Here is a 19,340-nt window from a genome sequence, read left to right on the forward strand (position 1 = left end):
AATTAGATTTTAAAGGAATAAAACGATGCCTTGCTATGCCATAGATGGAGTGATCCCTGTTGTCAGTCCTCAAGCTTATGTTCATCCGACTGCGGTGCTGATTGGTGATGTCGTGATTGAGGCCGGGGTTTATATCGGTCCTTTCGCGGCCTTAAGAGCCGATTTTGGCGGGATTCGTATTCAGAAAAATGCCAATGTTCAAGATTCGTGTACGATTCATGGTTTCCCAGACAGCGTGACCTTAGTGGAAGAATATGGTCATATTGGACATGGCGCAATTTTACATGGCTGTATTATTCGCAAAAATGTGCTGGTGGGCATGAACAGCGTGATTCTGGATGAGGCTGAAATTGGGGAGAATAGCATTATTGGTGCCAATAGTACGGTCAAAGCCAAAGCCCGGATTCCTGAAAACTCACTGGCTTTCGGTAGCCCAGCCAAGGTGATCCGTAGCTTGGAAGCTAAAGAAATTGCTTGGAAAACCAAGGGTACCGAGCAATATATTCACTTGACACAGCGCTGTTTGTCTTCCATGCACGAGGTTTTGCCCTTGTCGGAAGATTCAGCAGATCGGCTCACCTATCAACATTTCGATGCGGAACATGTCATCAAGCCTAACAGTTGATTTTTAAGAACAGCGAAAACAACATTTCAACAGATATATTTTTTCAGGCTGCCCGAGTTAACTGAAAACTTGGGTAGAAGACCTGCCTAATTGGATCGATTTATTTGGAACCCAGCTTCATTAGAACGAAACTGTATACTTATGCTTGCTCTAACTTGAAAAGTGTTTTATTGATTAAAATGTATTCAACATCACTCTAGGATTTGTATTTAAACCTTCTATCAAGCGATTTGGATAAAATTAAACAAGGTGAATATGCTGATATTTTCTAAGTCTGAGATGAGGTAAATTCATCATTGATGATTTTAGCCGCTTTATAAAATCATGACTCTCATGCTCAACTACCAAAATAAAAAAGCCTATAAAGAAATTTTCAAGTCCAATACTCAATTCAGTTTATGCTCTTAAAATCACTTTTATAAAAGCATCTTTTAATTGAATTTCAAGATCAATATTTTATTAATAATTGTTTTTTATAACTTTTATATTTTTTTAAAACAAAAACTACTCTTTATTCTTAACCATTTCATACGGGCCTAACTGCTTTATATAATCAGATGTTGGGTAACCCGCTTTTCTGCCTTGCATTCCTCCCTATTAGAATACAAATTCTTAACATGAATTTTACTCATCTTTGCGTTAGATAAAATCATTTTTATTCATGTGTTCGTTCGGGTATAAATCTCCTCATTCAGAAATTTATATTTTCTCTCAGAAATTAGGGTAGCGGATCATCATGAGTAAAGAGATTGCATGTTCTATTAAACGTATTCGTTTTGATGAAAATTATCATCCTGCAGACAGTACACGTCTGACCACTAACTTTGCGAATTTGGCTCGTGGCGAGCAGCGCCAAGACAACCTGCGTAAAACCTTAAACATGATGAATAACCGTTTTAACGCTTTGGCGCATTGGGATAACCCGACAGCAGATCGTTATTCAATTGAAGTCGACATCATTTCTTTTGATCTGGATGTTGCAGGTGATGGCAATACCTTTCCGGTAATTGAAATGTTGAAAAGCACCATTGTGGATCACAAAACTAATCAGCGTATTGATGGCATGATCGGCAACAGCTTCTCATCTTATGTACGTGATTATGATTTTAGCGTGGTACTGCCAGAACATCTTAATAAGAAATTGGCATCAGCGACGCCAGAGCAGTTTGGTGATTTGCATGGCAAGTTGTTCCAATATGTATTGAACACAGAGGCATACACTGCCAACTTTAATAAGGCACCTGTGATTTGCCTGAGTGTTTCAACCACGAAAACCTATCATTGTACGGTCAATGTGCATCCTGTATTGGGTGCTGAGTACAAACAGGATGAATATTCGTTAACCGATGAATACTTCCACAAAATGGGTTTACAGGTGCGCTATTTCATGCCTGAAAATGCTGTTGCGCCTTTGGCATTTTACTTTAGTGGTGATCTGACTCGCGATTACACCGATCTTGAACTGATCAGTGCCATTAGCACTATGGAAACCTTCCAAAAGATTTATCGGCCTGAAATTTACAATGCCAATGCTGCTGCAGGGCAAGTCTATCAACCCAGTTTGAACTATCAGGATTATTCACTCACGCTGATTGATTATGACCGAGTAGAGCGTGGCCAGTTGGCGGTAAAACAAGGGAAGTGGACTGAAGAAAACTTTATCAAACCCTATCAAGACATCCTTGAGCAATGGGCTGCAAGTTACACCGTTGAAAACCATGCTGCTTTAAAGAACAACATCGCTGCTTAGAAACGAGCGACCTAATTCAGCGAAATAGATAAGTTAAACGAAATATAGAAGATACTGATCATGAAATTATTATTACCGACCTCAACAGCAGGCAGCTTACCAAAACCGTCTTGGCTTGCAGAACCAGAAAAGCTTTGGTCACCATGGAAATTGCAAGGCGAAGAATTGCTAGAAGCCAAACAAGATGCTTTACGTTTGTCATTGCAGGAACAAGTGCATGCAGGGATTGATATTGTCAGTGATGGCGAACAAACCCGTCAGCATTTTGTGACCACATTTATTGAACACCTTGATGGGGTTGATTTCGAGAAACGCGAAATAGTTAAAATTCGTGACCGTTATGATGCCAGTGTGCCGTCAGTGGTGGGTGCGGTATCTCGCCAAAAACCTGTATTTGTGGAAGATGCCAAGTTTTTACGCAGCCAAACCGATCAACCGATTAAGTGGGCGTTGCCTGGTCCAATGACCATGATTGATACCTTATATGATGGTCATTATAAAAGCCGTGAAAAACTGGCCTGGGAGTTTGCCAAAATTCTGAATCAGGAAGCCCGTGAACTCGAAGCTGCGGGCGTGGATATTATTCAATTTGATGAGCCAGCATTCAACGTGTTCTTTGATGAAGTGAATGACTGGGGTGTTGCCACTTTAGAGCGTGCCCTTGAAGGTCTGAAATGTGAAACTGCGGTACATATTTGCTATGGTTACGGCATTAAAGCCAATACTGATTGGAAAAAGACTTTGGGCTCTGAGTGGCGTCAATACGAAGAGGCGTTTCCTAAGCTGCAACAATCCAAAATTGATATTATCTCACTGGAATGTCATAACTCCCATGTTCCGATGGATCTGATTGAATTGATTCGCGGTAAAAAAGTGATGGTCGGTGCCATTGATGTGGCAAGCAATAGCATTGAAACACCGGAAGAGGTTGCAAATACGTTACGTAAAGCACTGCAATTTGTCGATGCCGACAAGCTTTATCCATCAACCAACTGCGGGATGGCGCCTTTATCTCGTGAAGTGGCACGCGGTAAGCTGAATGCTTTAAGTGCGGGTGCGGAAATCGTCCGTAAAGAACTTACTGCCTAATATTTATTGATATCAAGATCTATGAAGGGTTACTTCTGCTGGTTTGATCAGATAAATCTGGCTAAACCAGTCAGTAGCCTTAATTCCATCGAGAGACTAGCTATATCAAATTCAGGATTTAAGTGATGATTGAAGCAACTGACTTTAGAAATGCAATGTCTCAGTTAACGACTGCGGTCAATGTCATCACCACAGCAGGTGCATCTGGGGTTCATGGGTTTACTGCATCCGCGGTATGTAGTGTTACAGATACACCGCCGACATTGCTGGTCTGTATGAATCAGGTGTCTCGGTCACATGCACATTTTATTGAAAATAAAATTTTAAGTGTAAATGTTTTAGGTGCACAGCATAAACCGATATCCAATGCATTTGCATCTAAATTGAGTTCAGAAGAGCGCTTTAAACATGGTTCTTGGACAACATTGGAAACCGGTGCACCTGTTTTAGCAGATGCTTTGGTGAGTTTTGATTGTGAGATTGAGCAAATTCAAGACGTCGGAACGCATAGTATTTTTATATGTCGTGTTGTTGCAATCAAGCAAAGTCAACAGAATGAAAGTTTGGTTTATTTTAATCGTGCTTATCATCATGTGGGTGAGGTGGAAGTCGCTTAAGTCAATGGTCTAATGATCATCAAACTTTGAAGGAGTATGCCGTGGAGTTGATCACTTTTTAGTTGTTGGTGGATTAGCCGGATTCGTTGCTGGGCTGTTTTCTGGAACAAATTTATAAAGGAGCAAGGGTGTTTTTGTGTTCTGGGTTGCTTCTACTAACGACTAAACAAATTTTTCAGGTATGGGATAGACGGGGCTTCTGCAATATTTAGAATTGGGGGCGAGGGCCTAACAGTACCTTACTTGCATCATTATGGCGTAGTCATGCAAAAAGCGGCTGGCACATCCGCTGCTGGTGGTTTGCCGGGTGTTTGGGGATTTTATATTTGTATGAATACGCAAGTTAAAGTGCCGAATACCATTGTTTTGGTACATCTTCATGTTTTGTTAAGTATTAGCATCATGATTTTTTACAGTCAAGTTTGCTGCTAAAGCCGCGTCTGCATTATTGCCGATCATCCTAAAAAATGCTGTGTAGCAGTAAACGATATCTAGAAGAATTCTAAGTTGATGTAACAGTCGTGCTGCGGTACATCAGTTCAAGCTATCTAAAAGAAATTTAAAAGTGATTTCTACAGGATTTTTTATCCTTGCAGCTAAAGGTTATGAGGATATAGATGCATTTTATTACCCTACTCTCTTATGATGAAAATAAAAAAATACTGCGAATTAAATTCTGAATTAAAAGTTCATAATGGAGAGATCAGTAAATAAGAAGAAGGATTGAGTATCTATTCGACAGGCTGAAAAACTTTCAAAATACTTGCAACGCCTTATTAAAACCGATGGAAAAGATGGAAGCTTAGACTCAACTTCATTACCGGATTTATAATATATAATCCGTTAAAAGTGACTTATGAAATAAGTTGATATGTAATCGTCTTCAAACAAAAAGTGCGAATAGAGATGTATAAGAGACTATTTTCGTTTATCTTTAGATGGGCATATGCAGACTAGAATTCAGATAATCGTCAATCTCTACCGGGTTTCTTCCTCCCGTTTAAATGTTTAGATTTATGAGACCTTTCAATAGAGCTTGATAATTAACTAAAATGAAAAGATACAAATTTATAGGCTAACGATACTTTGCCCTTTAGAGCCCCCAAGCTTTTAATTTGAACTGGAGATGCTCCTTGCGTGCTACCCGCTATAAATATTTGATCATTATATTGCTTGTGCTTACAGTAGGCTTTGCTCTATTTCGCTGGTGGCAAGGACCAGTCATGCCTAGCTTTACTTTGAGCTCTATGCCTCTGGTGCAAAATGTCGTCGCGACCGGACGAGTGGCGACGGTTTCGCGTGCTCAGGTAGGCAGCGAAATTAGCGGTGTGGTTCTTCAGCGGCTGGTACAGGAAGGAGACCAGGTTTCACCGGGTGACCTGTTGGTGGTTCTGAAATCGGATGAGCTGCTGGCCCAAGTGCGGCAGGCCGAGCTTACACTCACCGAATTGGCAACCAGCACACGGCCACAGGCAATGGCAGAGTTGGCCAGTGCCAAAGCACAACTGGAACAGGCGAGTCGTGAGGCAGTCCGTAGACGCAATGCAGAAACGGGGATCCTGTCGGCTGAAGAAATAGAACAGGCGGTAGAAGCAGAAAGAATCGCGCGTAACAATTTTGAAACGGCACGCTTAAAAGCGACAGCCTTGGCTCCGGGGCAAGTCGAAGAAGCTTCACTTCGTCAGCAGCTTGCAGTGGCGCAGGCGCAATTGGCCAAAACAAAAATTCGGGCTGCGGTCGCAGGTACTGTACTCACACGTAATGTGGAGCCGGGTGATTTAGTCCAGCCAGGGCAAACTTTATTTACGATTGCATTGAAGGGCAATACAGAAATCCGGGTACCGCTGGATGAGCGGAATTTACCACAACTGGCCTTGCAGCAAAATGCAACTGTCATTACCGATGCTTATCCAGATCAATCTTTTCCGGCCCGTATCAATTTTATTGCACCGAGCATTGATCCTCAGCGTGGTACGGTCGAGGTCAGATTAACCGTGAATCCAGTGCCTGATTTTCTACGTCAGGACATGACCGTATCGGTTAATGTCGAGACAGCTAGACGAGCGCGGGCACTCACAATTCCGAATGATGCTTTAAGCGGTATCAAGGGAAACAAGGCAGTGGTATTAATGGTGCGTGATGGAAAAATACAGCGTCAGCAAGTGAGTTTAGGCTTACGTGGTCTTGCCATGTCAGAAGTGATTTCTGGTTTAAGGGCTGGTGATCAAGTACTGGCTAATGCAGAATCTTCCTTAAAAGATGGGGCAAGAGTCCGTTTAAAGCCCGAAGACAATCCATTGGTGAATCCTGCTAATGATACCGACAGCAAAAATGAATTACCGGTGAAATTCGATTGAAAAACTTTCTCGGGCGGCTCTGGATCGAATGGAAAATCGCGGTCAGTTTCTTGCGAGAGGGCCGTGCGCAGTCCATTATGATTACTGTGGGTGTCGCAGTGGGTGTGGCTGTAATCGTGTTTATTAGTGCTTTAATTCATGGGTTGCAGTCGAATATTGTCGAACGCACTTTGGGCACTCAGGCACATATCCGTTTGCTGTCACCGGATCAAGTGAACCAGATTGTGCCGCTTCCTGCAGGGACTGTGCAATTAGTGCAGGAAGACAAGCGAGCACAGCGGCTGCGCTCGATCAATAACTGGCAGCAAATTACCGAAACCTTGGATCAGTTGCCTGTACTGACGGCGGTATCTCCGGTAGTGTCTGGACCTGCATTTGTCCAGCGGGGTGATGCAGTCGAATCGGTCGCTTTAGTCGGTATCAATCTAGAGCGTTATCAACAGATCATTCCGCTGAAAAAATATCTGCTAAGTGGTCAGTTACGAGTGGGCGCCGATGATGTACTGATTGGCAGCCAGTTAGCCAAAGATCTGGGGGTACAAGTGGGTAGCAAGTTGCGACTGGATACCGGTCAGCAGAATAGTGCATTGGTAAATATTGCCGGAATCTTTGAACTGGGAGTACGCGAACTGGATGCGCGTTATGTCTATCTGGACTTAAAACAGGCACAGTCCTTACTCGGTTTGCCAGGCGGAGTGACGGTCATTGATCTGACCATCGAAGATATTTTTGAGGCAGATAACATTGCTGCACAGATAGGACGTTTGACCTCCTTGAAAGCTGAAAGCTGGATTAAAACCAATGCCCAGCTGATGAATGCGATTACCGCACAGAGCCTGTCGACCAATATGATTATTGTATTTGTGGCGATTTCCGTGGCTTTCGGGATTGCCAGCGTCATGTCGGTCAGTGTGGTACAGCGCACCCGGGAAATTGGTATTTTGCGTGCTACAGGCGCGACCCAAGCGCAAATCTTACGAATTTTCTTATTTCAGGGCGCAATCTTTGGTCTGCTCGGTTCGGTGCTGGGCAGTGTGGTCAGTTATGGTCTGGTCTGGGTCTTTAATAATTTTGGTCCAGGATTATTCTATATCCCGATTTCAATCGAGCTGGTACTACTGGCGTTATTACTGGCCACAGTGACTGGCGTTCTGGCTGCGGCTGTACCATCACGCCGGGCAGCAGCGCTCGACCCGGTGGAGGCAATTCGTCATGTCTGATCAGTTTCAGGAAGTACTGCGCCTAGAAGGATTGCGCAAATCTTATAATATTGGTCAGCTCAATGAAGTTGAAGTTCTGCATGGCATCGATCTGTGTATTGGTCGCAACGACTTTGCTGCGCTGATTGGTCCTTCCGGATCTGGCAAAAGTACCTTATTGAATATCTTGGGTCTGCTGGATAAGCCTAGCAGCGGTGAACTTTATCTACTGGGACAACCGACCAGTGCGATGGATGACAGCGGACGTACTGCGCTGCGCGGTAACAGCATCGGGTTTGTGTTTCAGTTTCATCATCTGATTCAGGCGTTTACGGCATTGGATAATATCTTAATGCCGCTAATGATGACTCGTGGCAAACCGAATCAGCAGGGCTTGCAACGGGCGCGTGATTTGCTCGCTGCTGTGGGTTTGGAAAAGTTCGCTGACCGGAAGCCGAATGAGCTTTCAGGTGGTCAGCAACAGCGGGTGGCGATAGCGCGCGCCTTGATTACTGAACCGGCGTTATTATTGGCCGATGAGCCCACAGGCAACCTGGATACCCAAACCGCTGCTGAAATGTTTGAACTGTTTCGTAAAGTACATCGTGAACGTGATTGTGCAGTGCTGCTGGTCACGCATGACCCGCGTCTTTCAGCCACTTGTGATCGCACCATTAATTTGGTTGATGGTCGTATCGAAAGTGATGCACCCAATCGTTGAACCAGCTCATTTATTTTAAACGCCAAACGATAAGAGCGACGGGAAATATATGATCAGACAGGTAAATATCAACTGTTGTTAACCAGTGGGCATTCAATCAAGGTGAGAAGATTGAGGGCATACGGGAAGAGTAGCAAACTTATTGAGAACTTTTTAATAAATTAAAAAATAAACAGCTTTTTGATTTATTAAAAAGAGTTAGGGAATAGATTATTCATTTTATGAAATTAATGACAAGTGAGGTATCTCTAATCTTCTAGGCATAATAGGGAATTGTCTAAACTGACATAACCTACAGCCATATTTGGAAAAGATCAGTATGTCGAAATATTCTGCAATCGAATCATGCACCATTCGCATCTCGATAGGATGAGTGCAGAAGTATTTGAAGCAGCGCCAACATAAAGAAGCGTATGTCTAAGTCCGGGCGTTGATCAAAAAGTACGAGAGAAACAAGATCTGATTTTTATGATATGGATCATGCTGTTTATCTTCCCCTCCTGCACAAGGGTTTTAGGCTAAAAGGAACCTGATAATAGATTCCTTTTAGCTTAGATAACTATTAATACTAATACGAACTGATGATTAAGCACATTGTTTAGGCTGTACCATATTGTTGATCGCTAGAACATCAGCCAAAATTTGATCTGACAGTAGATTTTCGGCTTTAATCAAAGTCAAAACGCTCTGGCCTGATTCATTGGCTTGTTTCGCAATACGTGTCGTTGTTTCATAACCTAAATAGGGATTCAGTGCAGTAATAATACCAATTGAATTTTCAACATTTGCCTGACAATGTTTAGCATTTGCACGTATATTTTCAATACATTTATGTTGGAACATTTGCATCGCTTTGCTTAGCAGATCAATAGATTCAAACAGTTTGAAAGCAATTAAAGGCTCCATAGCATTTAACTGTAACTGGCCTGCTTCTGCAGCCAAAGTAATGGCTAAATCATTAGCAATGACTTGATAACATACTAAGTTCATTGCTTCTGGAATCACTGGATTAACCTTACCTGGCATAATTGAGCTACCAGGCTGGCGTGGTTCTAAATGAATTTCATTTATACCTGTGCGTGGGCCACTAGAGAGTAAACGCAAGTCATTGGCAATTTTTGAGAGTTTAGTGGCTGTACGTTTTAATAAGCTAGATAATAAAACGAAATCGCCCATATCTGAAGTCGCTTCAATTAAATCAGGGGCGCTACTAATTTTTCGTTGCATAATTTCCGATAATGAGGCAATCGCATACTCACGGTACTTCGCTTCGGTATTAATACCTGTTCCAATTGCAGTCCCCCCTAAATTCACGACACTTAAGGCGTCTGGCATGATTTGATTAAGTTTGTTCAAATCATTTTGTAGCGTGGTTGCAAAAGCGCCAAATTCTTGACCTAAAGTCATCGGCACAGCATCTTGCAACTGAGTACGACCCATTTTTAAAATATGAGAAAACTCATCTGACTTATATTTAAAACTTTGAATTAAGTTTAAAAATGGGGTATTTAACTGATCTATTGCAGCAATTAAACCGATTTTAATAGCTGTAGGGTAAACATCATTGGTAGACTGGGACATATTAACATCATTATTTGGATGTAAATATTGATAGTCACCTTTTAAGTAGTCTAAATACTCTAAACCAATATTAGCAAGAACTTCATTAATATTCATATTGGTTGAGGTGCCTGCCCCCCCTTGAATCATATCTATTGGAAATTGATCATGGTATTTATAATCAATAATTTGTTGGCAAGCATATTGAATGGCATTATTTTTATTTTCATCAAGCTTATTAAGCTTAAAGTTAGCATGTGCACATGCTGATTTAACCATTGCGAGTGCATTAATAAAAACAGGAAACTGACTTAACTTGTTTGGACTTAAATTAAAATTTTCTAATGCTCTTAAAGTCTGAATACCATAATAACAATGAGCAGGAATTTCTTTATAACCCAGTAAATCTTTTTCAGTACGTGTATTAATCTTAACGTTCATTTAAATAGACTCTAATTTTCAATAGATCCATATTAGAGTGCAGCGTATTTTTTTTCTAATGTAAAAAAATATTACTGCATGCATTTTTTGCATAATAGATTATAATTTATAAAAGTATGTATTAAGGATTTATTATGACCTTGGAAATTCGATGGATTGAAGATTTACTTGCACTTGAGCAAGAACAATCTATTTCCCAAGCGGCAGAACTACGACACGTCACACAATCTGCATTTACACGCCGGATTCAAAATATTGAAAACGCGTTGGGTTTCCAAATTTTAAAACGATATAGTAAGAACATTGATTTCACAGAAGCAGGTCAAGTCTTATTGGCATCTTCAAAAAACATAAAAAATCAACTAGATGCAACGATTAAGTATCTAGAGAAAAATATTAAAAACAATGAGTTAACGGTTAAGTTTGCAGTGTCTCATTCCTTAATTACACAGTTTTTCCCTCGCTTTATTCATGAATTATCAATCAACATGGAAGATTTAAAATTAGAAATTATTGCTGCTAATCTCAAACAAGGAATGCGCTTACTTAAAGATGGGTCGTGTGATTTTTTAATTGGGTATTGTGATCAAAAAACTTTACAACAACTTGATTTATCTTTTTTCGTATTCCATAAAATTTTTGAAATGGAAATACTGCCTATAACTGCATTAAATGATAATGGTACTCCTAAATACTCATTTGAGCAGACATTTCCCTTGTTGGCTTATAGTAAACAAGCATACCTAAGAAACTGTGTTGATGAGGCGATTGAAAATAAATTAGATTATCGGACTTTATATGAAACAGATAATGCAAGTGATTTAAAAGAGTTGGTTTTACAAGGTTTAGGCATTGCATGGTTACCTAAATTATTGGTTGAAAGAGAGATTGCTGAGAAAAAATTAAAAGTAATTGATTGTAATCAATATAACTTATTTCAAGATGTATATGTTATTCGGCGTGAAATGGCGTTCTCAAATAAAATTAATTATATTTGGAATACATTAACAATTCAGTCTAAGGAAAGTTAAATTATTGGCTTGATAGTTGAAACTATATAAGAGATTTAGATATATTTTAAATTTTTAAAGAATTTTTTCTGATATTTAATTTGAATGATCTCAATTATTTTAGATGTTTTCTATTTATAAATATTTGATTTTAAATATATCAAGCTGGTTTTTCAAATAACCTCTCCCCTCATAATAAAAGGTGATCTTTAAAACATATAGCACTATAAATCTATGCTAATTGTTTTAAAAATCACCTTTTAAAATTAATTGCTGAATGGGATATTTTATTAATTTTATATACCCTTTACTGAAATCCCTTAATTATTATCAGCCAATCGATTTACAGGGATCAATGTATCTACAACAACGCCTTCTTCTTCAGGAAGATCATGCTTATTGCCTTCAGTACGGGCAATTACTGCTGTAGCGATACTATTTCCAATAACATTGGTGGCAGTGCGCCCCATATCTAAAAATTGATCAACAGCCAAAATTAATAAAATACCCGCTTCAGGAAGTTTGAACATGGCAAGAGTTGAAGCAATTACCACGATAGATGCACGAGAAACGCCAGCAATCCCTTTACTGGTGATCATCAATGTGAGTAATATCAAAGCCTGTTGGGCAAAACTTAAATCAATATTATAGGCTTGCGCGATAAACAGTACCGCAAACGCCATATACATCATTGAACCATCAAGATTAAATGAATAACCCAATGGAAGAACAAAGCTGGTAATACGTTTTGGCACACCAAACTTATCTAAAGCTTCCATGGTCTTTGGGTAAGCCGATTCACTGCTAGCGGTTGCAAATGCCAACATGGTTGGTTCTCGTACCACTCGCATTAATCTGAAAACATCTTTTTTCAAGAAGATATAACCGAAAGCAATTAAAATTGTCCACAGGATCAGCAATCCCAGATAGAACTGTCCAATGAAAATACTGTAATCAAGAATTAACTTCGGTCCTTGAACAGTAATGGCTGAGGCAATTGCTGCAAAAACTGCAATAGGGGCAAAAGCCATCACATAATCGGTGATACGGAACATGACTTTACAAAGTTCATCAATAATTCGGCCAATCACTGTAGCTTCACTATGGTGCTGAACATAAGCCAGTGCTGAACCAAAGAAAATTGAAAAAACTAAAATTTGTAATATTTCATTATTTGCCATCGCTTCAGCAAAACTGCGCGGGAAAATATGCGTAATAAATGTTTCTAAGCTTAGACTGGTAGCACTCACCCCTACATCTACTACCTCTTTCGGGATGCTCAGGTTCATGCCCGATCCCGGCTGAAACAAATTTGCTAAGCCCATTCCAAGCAAAAGTGAGATAAACGATGCACCAATAAACCAACTCATCGCTTTTAGTGTAATTGACCCCAAAGAAGAGGATTTTCCCATTGAGATTAAACCAGAAACAATTGTTGCAAAGACTAACGGTGCAATAATCATTTTAATCAATCTTAAAAATACATCTGTAACGATCTTGAAGTAGGCTGCAATTTCCGTTACTTGAGCAGTGGTTAAAATAGTATGAAAGGCCCAACCAACGAGTATTCCTGAGATCATTGCAAGCAGGATATATTTGAGCAATTTTTTCTGGTTCATAAAAATAGTTCCTTCTTTAATCTTCTTTGCATCAATTTTATTGCCTTAATAGCAAGGCATTGATGACTTTCCATGTTGATCAATTTATATAGGCTTTGTTTTAAGAAGCTGGGTGCAAAATCATTGACTAACCCATTAACTGCAGCAAGTGTCACTTTTTTTCGGGGGAAACGATAATGCAAAATTTAATTATGCTATGCAAAAAATGCATGAAATTATTATTTAATTTTAATGTATAAGGACGAATATTATTTTTGAACCAAAAGCCATTTTTGAATTATTCCCTTATAATTTTCAATATTTAAGGATTTTCATTCTAAGTCATCATTAAACGCTTACTGAAGCAGTTAGCACAGCAAGCTTACCCAATCGATCAGTTACTATTGTAAATAATACATATGCAGCTAATTCAAAAGTTAAGAGGTCAGCAACAAATGTTAATTTAAGATTATTCCCCGCAACGGTAAAGATTCAATAATAAGCGTAGAACAATGAACCCTCATAAAAAGTGCTATACGGTCGCATTGCATGTCAAAACACCTCGTACAACGAATCCCTTTTTAGGTTTATTTTTCATATCTTTGGTACCTTCAAATCAGTTGTCTGTATCGAATTCCCAGGCGATAAAAGCGATATTATGCTTTTGGGCAAAGCGAATGTTTTCTTGCTTGTGAATTAAATATTCTTTCACAGGATAAATGTTTGGAGTGCAGAAGAAGATTGAAAAGTCGATGCCTGACTCAATCATGGTGTGCATAACTTCGCCTGAATACAGCGCACAGCAGGAGTGTCTCATGACTTTCTTGGAGAATAAGTTTTTGACGGTCGTTTGGTTGACATAACAATAAGGTTTAAATCTAAACCCTATATTCTATCGTTTATAGCAAAACAAAAGCTGTTGATAGGCTAATATTTTCTTAGGTTAAGCAGAGAGCTTTTTATTATTTGCTATAAATACTCCAAATAAGAATTCTAAAAGCAGATCTGGTTCTAATGAGCAACGTTCTCGATTAAAGTATGAAAGAACTCATTAAAGGAGGGTTGTGTGTCTAGAGTTCTAATAGCTATTCATAAATCGAATTACAATGGTTTATAGCTTAAAAATGTTCTCAAAAGACTTTAGCACCCAGACGGATCCTTCAAGGACAACTCTGGTTTCAAGTAAGGTTGGTTATTATCTTTAATCGCATTAAAGTGATATGTGCAACTTTATTAGATCACTAGACTTGCTCAATTTAAAGATAGAGGGAAAATTGCATAAAAAAAATAAATTTATGAATATTTAAGCCCTAAATAAACATATTCAATAGGAGTTTAGGAAAACACGAGAGTAATGGCGATGGATGCAACCAAATTTGAAAATGATTACGTAACAGGACAGAAAAATAAAAATTATAATGAAGTAATGGCCAGAATTGAGGAATTAAATCGCTTGGCACTGATCAGTAAAGAATGGAAAAAAGATTTCCATTACGGCTTTCATGCCCGCGAATGCTTTGATGTTTGTTATGCAGTAGGTAAAGCAAAAGCAATTTTGGTTTATTTACATGCTGGATATTGGCAATCAAGAGACAAGAATCAATTTTATTTTATTGCCGATCACCTCGCTGAACTGGGATATCATATTGCCATCATGAATTATCCTCTTTGCCCAGAAGTCAGTATTGAAAAAATAAGAACCTCATTAAGTTATGGACTGTTAACTGTTAAAACCTACTTAAATGGTTCTTCTAACAACTTGCCTATGTATATTTGTGGCCATTCAGCAGGTGCTCACTTAACAACAGAGCTGGTATTAAATGCCAAAGAGAAAGTTAAAGATCAGTTAAATATTAAGGGAATTATTCCTATTAGTGGAATATATGATTTAGAGCCTTTAATATCTACCAGCCTGAACATGAATATTAAATTAAATCACATTCAGGCAAGAAATAATTCGCCGATATTAAGAGTAGCTAAAGACTTAGTGCCTGCTGAATTTTTTGTTGGAAATAATGAAACTGATGCTTTTATTCAACAATCACAACAAATGAAAGATCAATGGGAACTTAAGGGGAATACTGCAAATTTTACTATTCTTAAGAATAGCGATCATTTCAGCTTACTTTTTCACTTCCTTGAAGATGGAGAAATCGTAGAGTCGATTGAACGATTGTATGGTTCTACAACTGCATGATTTTAAATACTATAAAAAACCACTTTTTTTAAAGTGGTTTTTTATAAATAAATAATACAGATAGCGAAGATAGCTAAAATAATGGTAAAAATACCAGAAGATAAGAATAGGAGACGATGGATAAATGAATTTTTACTCTTTGTACCCAGTGTGGTTATTTTTTTAAAATTAATCAGCAGAGTAAAATAATAAAAATTAATGATTAATGCAATGAAAATAGAAATATAAAGTAGGGCAGAAGGTTTGCTCATCAAAATTTTAAAGAAAGTAAAATTGATTATAATATAAGAAAATAAACTTCTTTCTAGAGATAAAAAAGTTCTTTCGGGTTGAAGTCCATTATCTTGCATCATTATTCCTATTTCATATGAATAAAAATGAATACAATCAGAATTAAGCTAAAAACCGATAAGAGGGGAGCCATACAGGGATAAGGAAGTGACTGCTTGGTTCTAAGCGCGTATTCAATTCTAAACCAACGAAAAATCGCACTTACGCTAAGAATAATAGAAAGTAAAATTAAAGCGATAAAAATCTGATCTGCGATGACTTTTTCAATCTTTCCCTGACTCAGAGTAATAAATGCGACTGCACCCACTAATATTGCCAGTGCTGTTCTATTCCATGCCAAAAATGTTCTTTCATTGGCAAGCGTAAAACGAGGATCTGGATCTTCACCATCCGTTAATTTTATAATTTTAAATAAATTTTTCATAAAATTTTGTGATCAGTCAAAATTTTAACTATATAGAGATTAATAATGAGGAATATGCATTTTTTATTTTTATGTATGTGTTTTATCCATTTTTTTGAACAAATTGTCATGAAAAAATGCATAGTGAAAATATCCAAAAATTGTTTGAATGATAAAAAAGGGAGTATCAAAATGGAAATGTTAAATCAAAAAAATTTATCGTCTTTAGTGTTCAGTGAATCACGTTTAAATAAAGAACTTAAAAATATTAAATGGAATGTATTGGGTCATGTATATGAACCTATTATAGGGGGAGATCAACAGTCAAGTTTTGCCTGGATTTCGAATGACCCTTCTGGAACCTTTGTTCCGCCTCATATGCACCCCGTACAGGATGAACATGCTTTTATTCTTGAGGGAGAGTATTCACTTTATTTGGATGGTGAATGGACAACCGCCAAAGCGGGTGATTACCTTTACTGGCCACGGGGAACTACCCATGGTTATAAAGTTACTTCGGCTGGACCTGCTAAAGGTATTTTTTGGGTAAGTCCGGGTAATGATTTGGCCAGTCTATTCTCAGAATTGCATAATTTAACCGACCCAGAAAAGGTGGTTCAGGTATCGGCGGCTCGTAATATTCGTTTTATCGATCCTGCACGCCTTCCGAATTGTGATTTTTAAGCCCTAAAAATAATATATTCTTATCAAAAGCTTTCAATATTTTGAAAGCTTTTTTTGTTTTCCAGAAGGGATATTTTAACTTTACTTTTATATTTCAAGAATATGATCTAATTCCGAATAATTTTTATTTTATTATAAAAAATGACTTAAATTACGCATAGTGAATTTTTAAAAACTGCATATTGGCCCGTTAATCTACTCGATTATATTAACAGTGTGTTATTAGCATAAATTAAAAAGGACTATTCAATGACAATTAATAATCAACAGGGAATGAAAATTATTGCTTTAGGTACCGGCGGTGGTCCAATCGTATCCAGTTCTAGAGCAGGTATTTCGACGGCTATTTGTGTCGACAATGCGACCTATATTGTGGACTGCGGTATGGGTAGTATTCGCAATTATAGAAGTCATGCCACTTGGGGTGAGTTACGTGGTATTTTCATCACCCATCATCATTCTGATCATATTTATGATCTAGGTTCTTACTTGTTCACGGGCTGGCAAGTTCCTGGCGAATCTTTCAGTCAACCTATTCAAATTTATGGTCCTGGTAAGCCTCTACAAAATCCAGCTATGCCTGCTCACTCACACCCTAAAATTAAAGGCTGTTGTGGTGGTGATCATCCGATGGTTGGTACCGCCGCTATGGTCGATGCCTTAATACATAATGTATTTGCTTCGGATATTGCAATTCGAATGGCAGATGAGGGACGTTCAAGTCCAACAGAATGGATTAAAGCATTTGATATTCAAATTCCAGAAAAGGCCAAAGCCGATCCAGTGCATAACCGACATCCGGAAATGGAACCTTTTGTCATTTATGAAGATGAACTGGTCAAAGTCAGCACCATCTTGGTGGATCATCGTTTATGTTTTCCTGCTTTCGGTTTCAGATTCGATTCTAAATATGGTTCTGTCGTCATTTCTGGTGATACGACTTATTCAAAAAACTGTATTTTATTGGCCAAAGATGCAGATGTGTTAATGCATGAGGTCATCGATCTGGACGCAATTTTAGCTACTTTCCCTGAAGGACCTACTCGAAATGGGATTGCTGTTCATCTTGAAGAATCTCATACTTCTTATGAAAAAGTAGGTCTGGTTGCTCAAGAGGCCAATGTTAAGGCACTTATTTTGCATCATATTGTACCGAATACGCCTGACTCAGCTGATGTCCAAAAAATGGTGAATGTCGCTCAAAATGATTTTGATGGCCTGGTATTGGCAGCAGAAGACAATGACACTTTCAATGTCATCGATATTGTTAAATCTCGTCTGGAAGAGGGCAAAGCTCGTGAGTTAATTCGGGAGGCGAATATATGAAGAGCCAAACCAAAAATTTCCCGACTTCACTTGTGGAGTCGCTTGAAACGGGAAAAATCACTAATCGGGCGTGGTTAATTACGGGAATGCTGATCATATTCCAGATGATTAACTTTGCCGATAAAGCGGTGTTAGGACTTGTGGCTGAACCGGCAATGCGCGAATTGGGGATGTCGAGTAGCCAATTTGGTTTTATTGGAAGTTCTTTTTTCTTCTTGTTTGCCATTTCCTCTATTCTAGTAGGATTACTGGCGGCAAAAATACAAACCCGCTGGATCCTTTTTACCATGGGAATTGCATGGGCAGTTTTACAATTTCCCATGCTCTTAGGAGGGGGAATAACGCTCTTATTGGTAACACGAATTATTTTAGGTGCTGCAGAAGGACCTGCTACACCTATCACTTTGCAACATATTCATGGATGGTACGAACCCAAGGAACGTGGATTGCCAAGTAGTTTGGTTGCCATAGGATCGACCTTAGGCCCCATTATTGCTGCTCCAATTCTAGCGGCTATTATTGCTCATCCTTCTTATGGATGGAGATGGGCATTTGGTTTTTTAGGCATATTCGGTCTGGGCTGGAGCCTATTATGGTTTGTAATTGCAAAAGAAGGACCATATAGCCATATCAAAGCGAAACAACAACTGACTCAACCTAAGCCATTGGTTCATCCAAATACAAGTTATATTAATAATAAAAGTATTGCCGAATTTTCAGACTTGTTAAAAGTAGTCCCTTTATTTAAGGTCTTTTTCTCACCGATGTTTATCTCTGCTTTTTTAGCCGGTGCTGGATGCTTCTGGGCCATGGGCTTTTTAACAACTTGGGCACCTCGTTATTTGTCGGCAGTACTCAACACTTCTCCACAGATGATCGGAATGATCTCCACATTTCCTTGGATATTTGGTGCTTTAACCTTACTTGTAGCAGGTTATCTGTCGAAAATTTTAATGAAAAAGGGAAGTTCAGTACACAAATCAATGGGCTGTGTATTCGGATCCTTAATTTTAATGTCAGGTATTTTCTTTCTATTATTACCTTATACCACTGGGATCGCAGCCGTTTGCGTTCTGACTATTGCAGCAGGTTTGGCAATGACATTCCCACTGGCCCCTATTACTTTAGCCTATAGTATCTGCTCTAAACAGCGAGCAGCCGTTATGGCGACAGTCACCGCATTGGCATCGTTAGGCGGAATGATTTCACCGACCATGGTGGGAATGTTTATGGAATCGGCAGGCTATATTCAGCCGATGAAAGGAATTCTTCCGGATGCTGCAATGTTAGGCAAACTGGTTACAGGCATGAATCTAAGTTTTTCATATATTGGGATCTATTTATTAATTGTAGGATTAGCGGCAATTCTGTTCCTTAATCCAGATAAAACTGCGAAAAAATTGCAAAAAAATATTGAAGTCAATAATGATTAAATAATATGGGTAAGTTGGTTTTTAAAATCTGATATAAAC

16 protein-coding genes and 2 pseudogenes are annotated in these 19,340 nt (G+C 38.7%); 13 read left to right on the forward strand and 5 right to left on the reverse strand.

The window, feature by feature from the left end:
- Positions 1 to 25: 25 nt before the first annotated feature.
- From AC3CAU_RS09695 to AC3CAU_RS09730, 8 genes and pseudogenes are all read left to right on the forward strand, one after another.
- Complete coding sequence (locus AC3CAU_RS09695; protein WP_447054414.1) at positions 26 to 625, forward strand: gamma carbonic anhydrase family protein; 600 nt, start codon at positions 26 to 28, stop codon at positions 623 to 625.
- A 736-nt stretch (positions 626 to 1,361) separates the two neighbouring features.
- Positions 1,362 to 2,375, forward strand: a complete 1,014-nt coding sequence (locus tag AC3CAU_RS09700; protein WP_447054415.1) for a DUF1852 domain-containing protein — start codon at positions 1,362 to 1,364, stop codon at positions 2,373 to 2,375.
- 60 nt (positions 2,376 to 2,435) lie between these two features.
- Positions 2,436 to 3,464, forward strand: coding sequence for a methionine synthase (locus tag AC3CAU_RS09705; RefSeq protein WP_447054416.1), 1,029 nt, complete (start codon positions 2,436 to 2,438; stop codon positions 3,462 to 3,464).
- A gap of 125 nt (positions 3,465 to 3,589) precedes the next feature.
- Positions 3,590 to 4,081 carry a flavin reductase gene (locus tag AC3CAU_RS09710; protein ID WP_447054417.1) on the forward strand — a complete coding sequence of 164 codons (492 nt, stop codon included), beginning with the start codon at positions 3,590 to 3,592 and terminating at the stop codon, positions 4,079 to 4,081.
- A gap of 195 nt (positions 4,082 to 4,276) precedes the next feature.
- Positions 4,277 to 4,559 (forward strand): annotated as a pseudogene (locus tag AC3CAU_RS09715) (sulfite exporter TauE/SafE family protein); the annotation flags it as partial.
- A 655-nt stretch (positions 4,560 to 5,214) separates the two neighbouring features.
- The gene (locus AC3CAU_RS09720) at positions 5,215 to 6,438 is read left to right on the forward strand and encodes an efflux RND transporter periplasmic adaptor subunit (RefSeq protein WP_447054419.1); all 1,224 of its coding nucleotides are present in this window, start codon (positions 5,215 to 5,217) and stop codon (positions 6,436 to 6,438) included.
- On the forward strand, positions 6,435 to 7,658 hold the full coding sequence (locus tag AC3CAU_RS09725) for an ABC transporter permease (RefSeq protein ID WP_447054420.1): 1,224 nt from the start codon (positions 6,435 to 6,437) through the stop codon (positions 7,656 to 7,658). The genes AC3CAU_RS09720 and AC3CAU_RS09725 overlap by 4 nt, the downstream gene beginning before the upstream one ends.
- Positions 7,651 to 8,358, forward strand: a complete 708-nt coding sequence (locus AC3CAU_RS09730) for an ABC transporter ATP-binding protein (protein ID WP_447054421.1) — start codon at positions 7,651 to 7,653, stop codon at positions 8,356 to 8,358. Before AC3CAU_RS09725 ends, AC3CAU_RS09730 begins: the two co-directional genes overlap by 8 nt.
- A 585-nt stretch (positions 8,359 to 8,943) precedes the next feature.
- Here AC3CAU_RS09730 and AC3CAU_RS09735 read toward each other — a convergent pair.
- On the reverse strand, positions 8,944 to 10,359 hold the full coding sequence (locus AC3CAU_RS09735) for an aspartate ammonia-lyase (protein ID WP_447054422.1): 1,416 nt from the start codon (positions 10,357 to 10,359) through the stop codon (positions 8,944 to 8,946).
- A 134-nt stretch (positions 10,360 to 10,493) separates the two neighbouring features.
- Between AC3CAU_RS09735 and AC3CAU_RS09740 the strand changes: the two genes are divergently transcribed.
- Positions 10,494 to 11,390, forward strand: a complete 897-nt coding sequence (locus AC3CAU_RS09740) for a LysR substrate-binding domain-containing protein (protein WP_447054424.1) — start codon at positions 10,494 to 10,496, stop codon at positions 11,388 to 11,390.
- Positions 11,391 to 11,689: 299 nt separating this feature from the next.
- On the opposite strand, the gene AC3CAU_RS09745 is transcribed toward AC3CAU_RS09740, so the two are convergent.
- Both AC3CAU_RS09745 and AC3CAU_RS09750 read right to left on the reverse strand, forming a co-directional pair.
- Complete coding sequence (locus AC3CAU_RS09745) at positions 11,690 to 12,988, reverse strand: dicarboxylate/amino acid:cation symporter (RefSeq protein WP_131218587.1); 1,299 nt, start codon at positions 12,986 to 12,988, stop codon at positions 11,690 to 11,692.
- A gap of 464 nt (positions 12,989 to 13,452) precedes the next feature.
- Positions 13,453 to 13,784 (reverse strand): annotated as a pseudogene (locus tag AC3CAU_RS09750) (epoxyqueuosine reductase QueH); the annotation flags it as partial.
- A 537-nt stretch (positions 13,785 to 14,321) separates the two neighbouring features.
- Between AC3CAU_RS09750 and AC3CAU_RS09755 the strand changes: the two are divergent.
- Positions 14,322 to 15,164, forward strand: a complete 843-nt coding sequence (locus AC3CAU_RS09755; RefSeq protein ID WP_447054426.1) for an alpha/beta hydrolase — start codon at positions 14,322 to 14,324, stop codon at positions 15,162 to 15,164.
- A 41-nt stretch (positions 15,165 to 15,205) separates the two neighbouring features.
- On the opposite strand, the gene AC3CAU_RS09760 is transcribed toward AC3CAU_RS09755, so the two are convergent.
- The gene (locus AC3CAU_RS09760; RefSeq protein ID WP_447054427.1) at positions 15,206 to 15,517 is read right to left on the reverse strand and encodes a DUF202 domain-containing protein; all 312 of its coding nucleotides are present in this window, start codon (positions 15,515 to 15,517) and stop codon (positions 15,206 to 15,208) included.
- A gap of 5 nt (positions 15,518 to 15,522) precedes the next feature.
- Complete coding sequence (locus AC3CAU_RS09765; RefSeq protein WP_447054428.1) at positions 15,523 to 15,879, reverse strand: YidH family protein; 357 nt, start codon at positions 15,877 to 15,879, stop codon at positions 15,523 to 15,525.
- 171 nt (positions 15,880 to 16,050) lie between these two features.
- On the opposite strand from AC3CAU_RS09765, the gene AC3CAU_RS09770 reads away from it, so the two are divergent.
- The 3 genes from AC3CAU_RS09770 (at position 16,051) to AC3CAU_RS09780 (ending at position 19,301) form a co-directional block, all read left to right on the forward strand.
- Positions 16,051 to 16,542: a cupin domain-containing protein gene (locus AC3CAU_RS09770; protein WP_447054429.1), complete on the forward strand. Its 492-nt coding sequence runs from the start codon at positions 16,051 to 16,053 to the stop codon at positions 16,540 to 16,542.
- Positions 16,543 to 16,791: 249 nt separating this feature from the next.
- Positions 16,792 to 17,868: an MBL fold metallo-hydrolase gene (locus AC3CAU_RS09775; RefSeq protein ID WP_131218579.1), complete on the forward strand. Its 1,077-nt coding sequence runs from the start codon at positions 16,792 to 16,794 to the stop codon at positions 17,866 to 17,868.
- Entirely contained in the window at positions 17,865 to 19,301 is a 1,437-nt protein-coding gene (locus AC3CAU_RS09780; protein WP_447054430.1) for an MFS transporter, read from the forward strand. The genes AC3CAU_RS09775 and AC3CAU_RS09780 overlap by 4 nt, the downstream gene beginning before the upstream one ends.
- Positions 19,302 to 19,340: the final 39 nt, after the last annotated feature.

It is taken from the genome of Acinetobacter sp. GG23 (genome assembly GCF_057766365.1).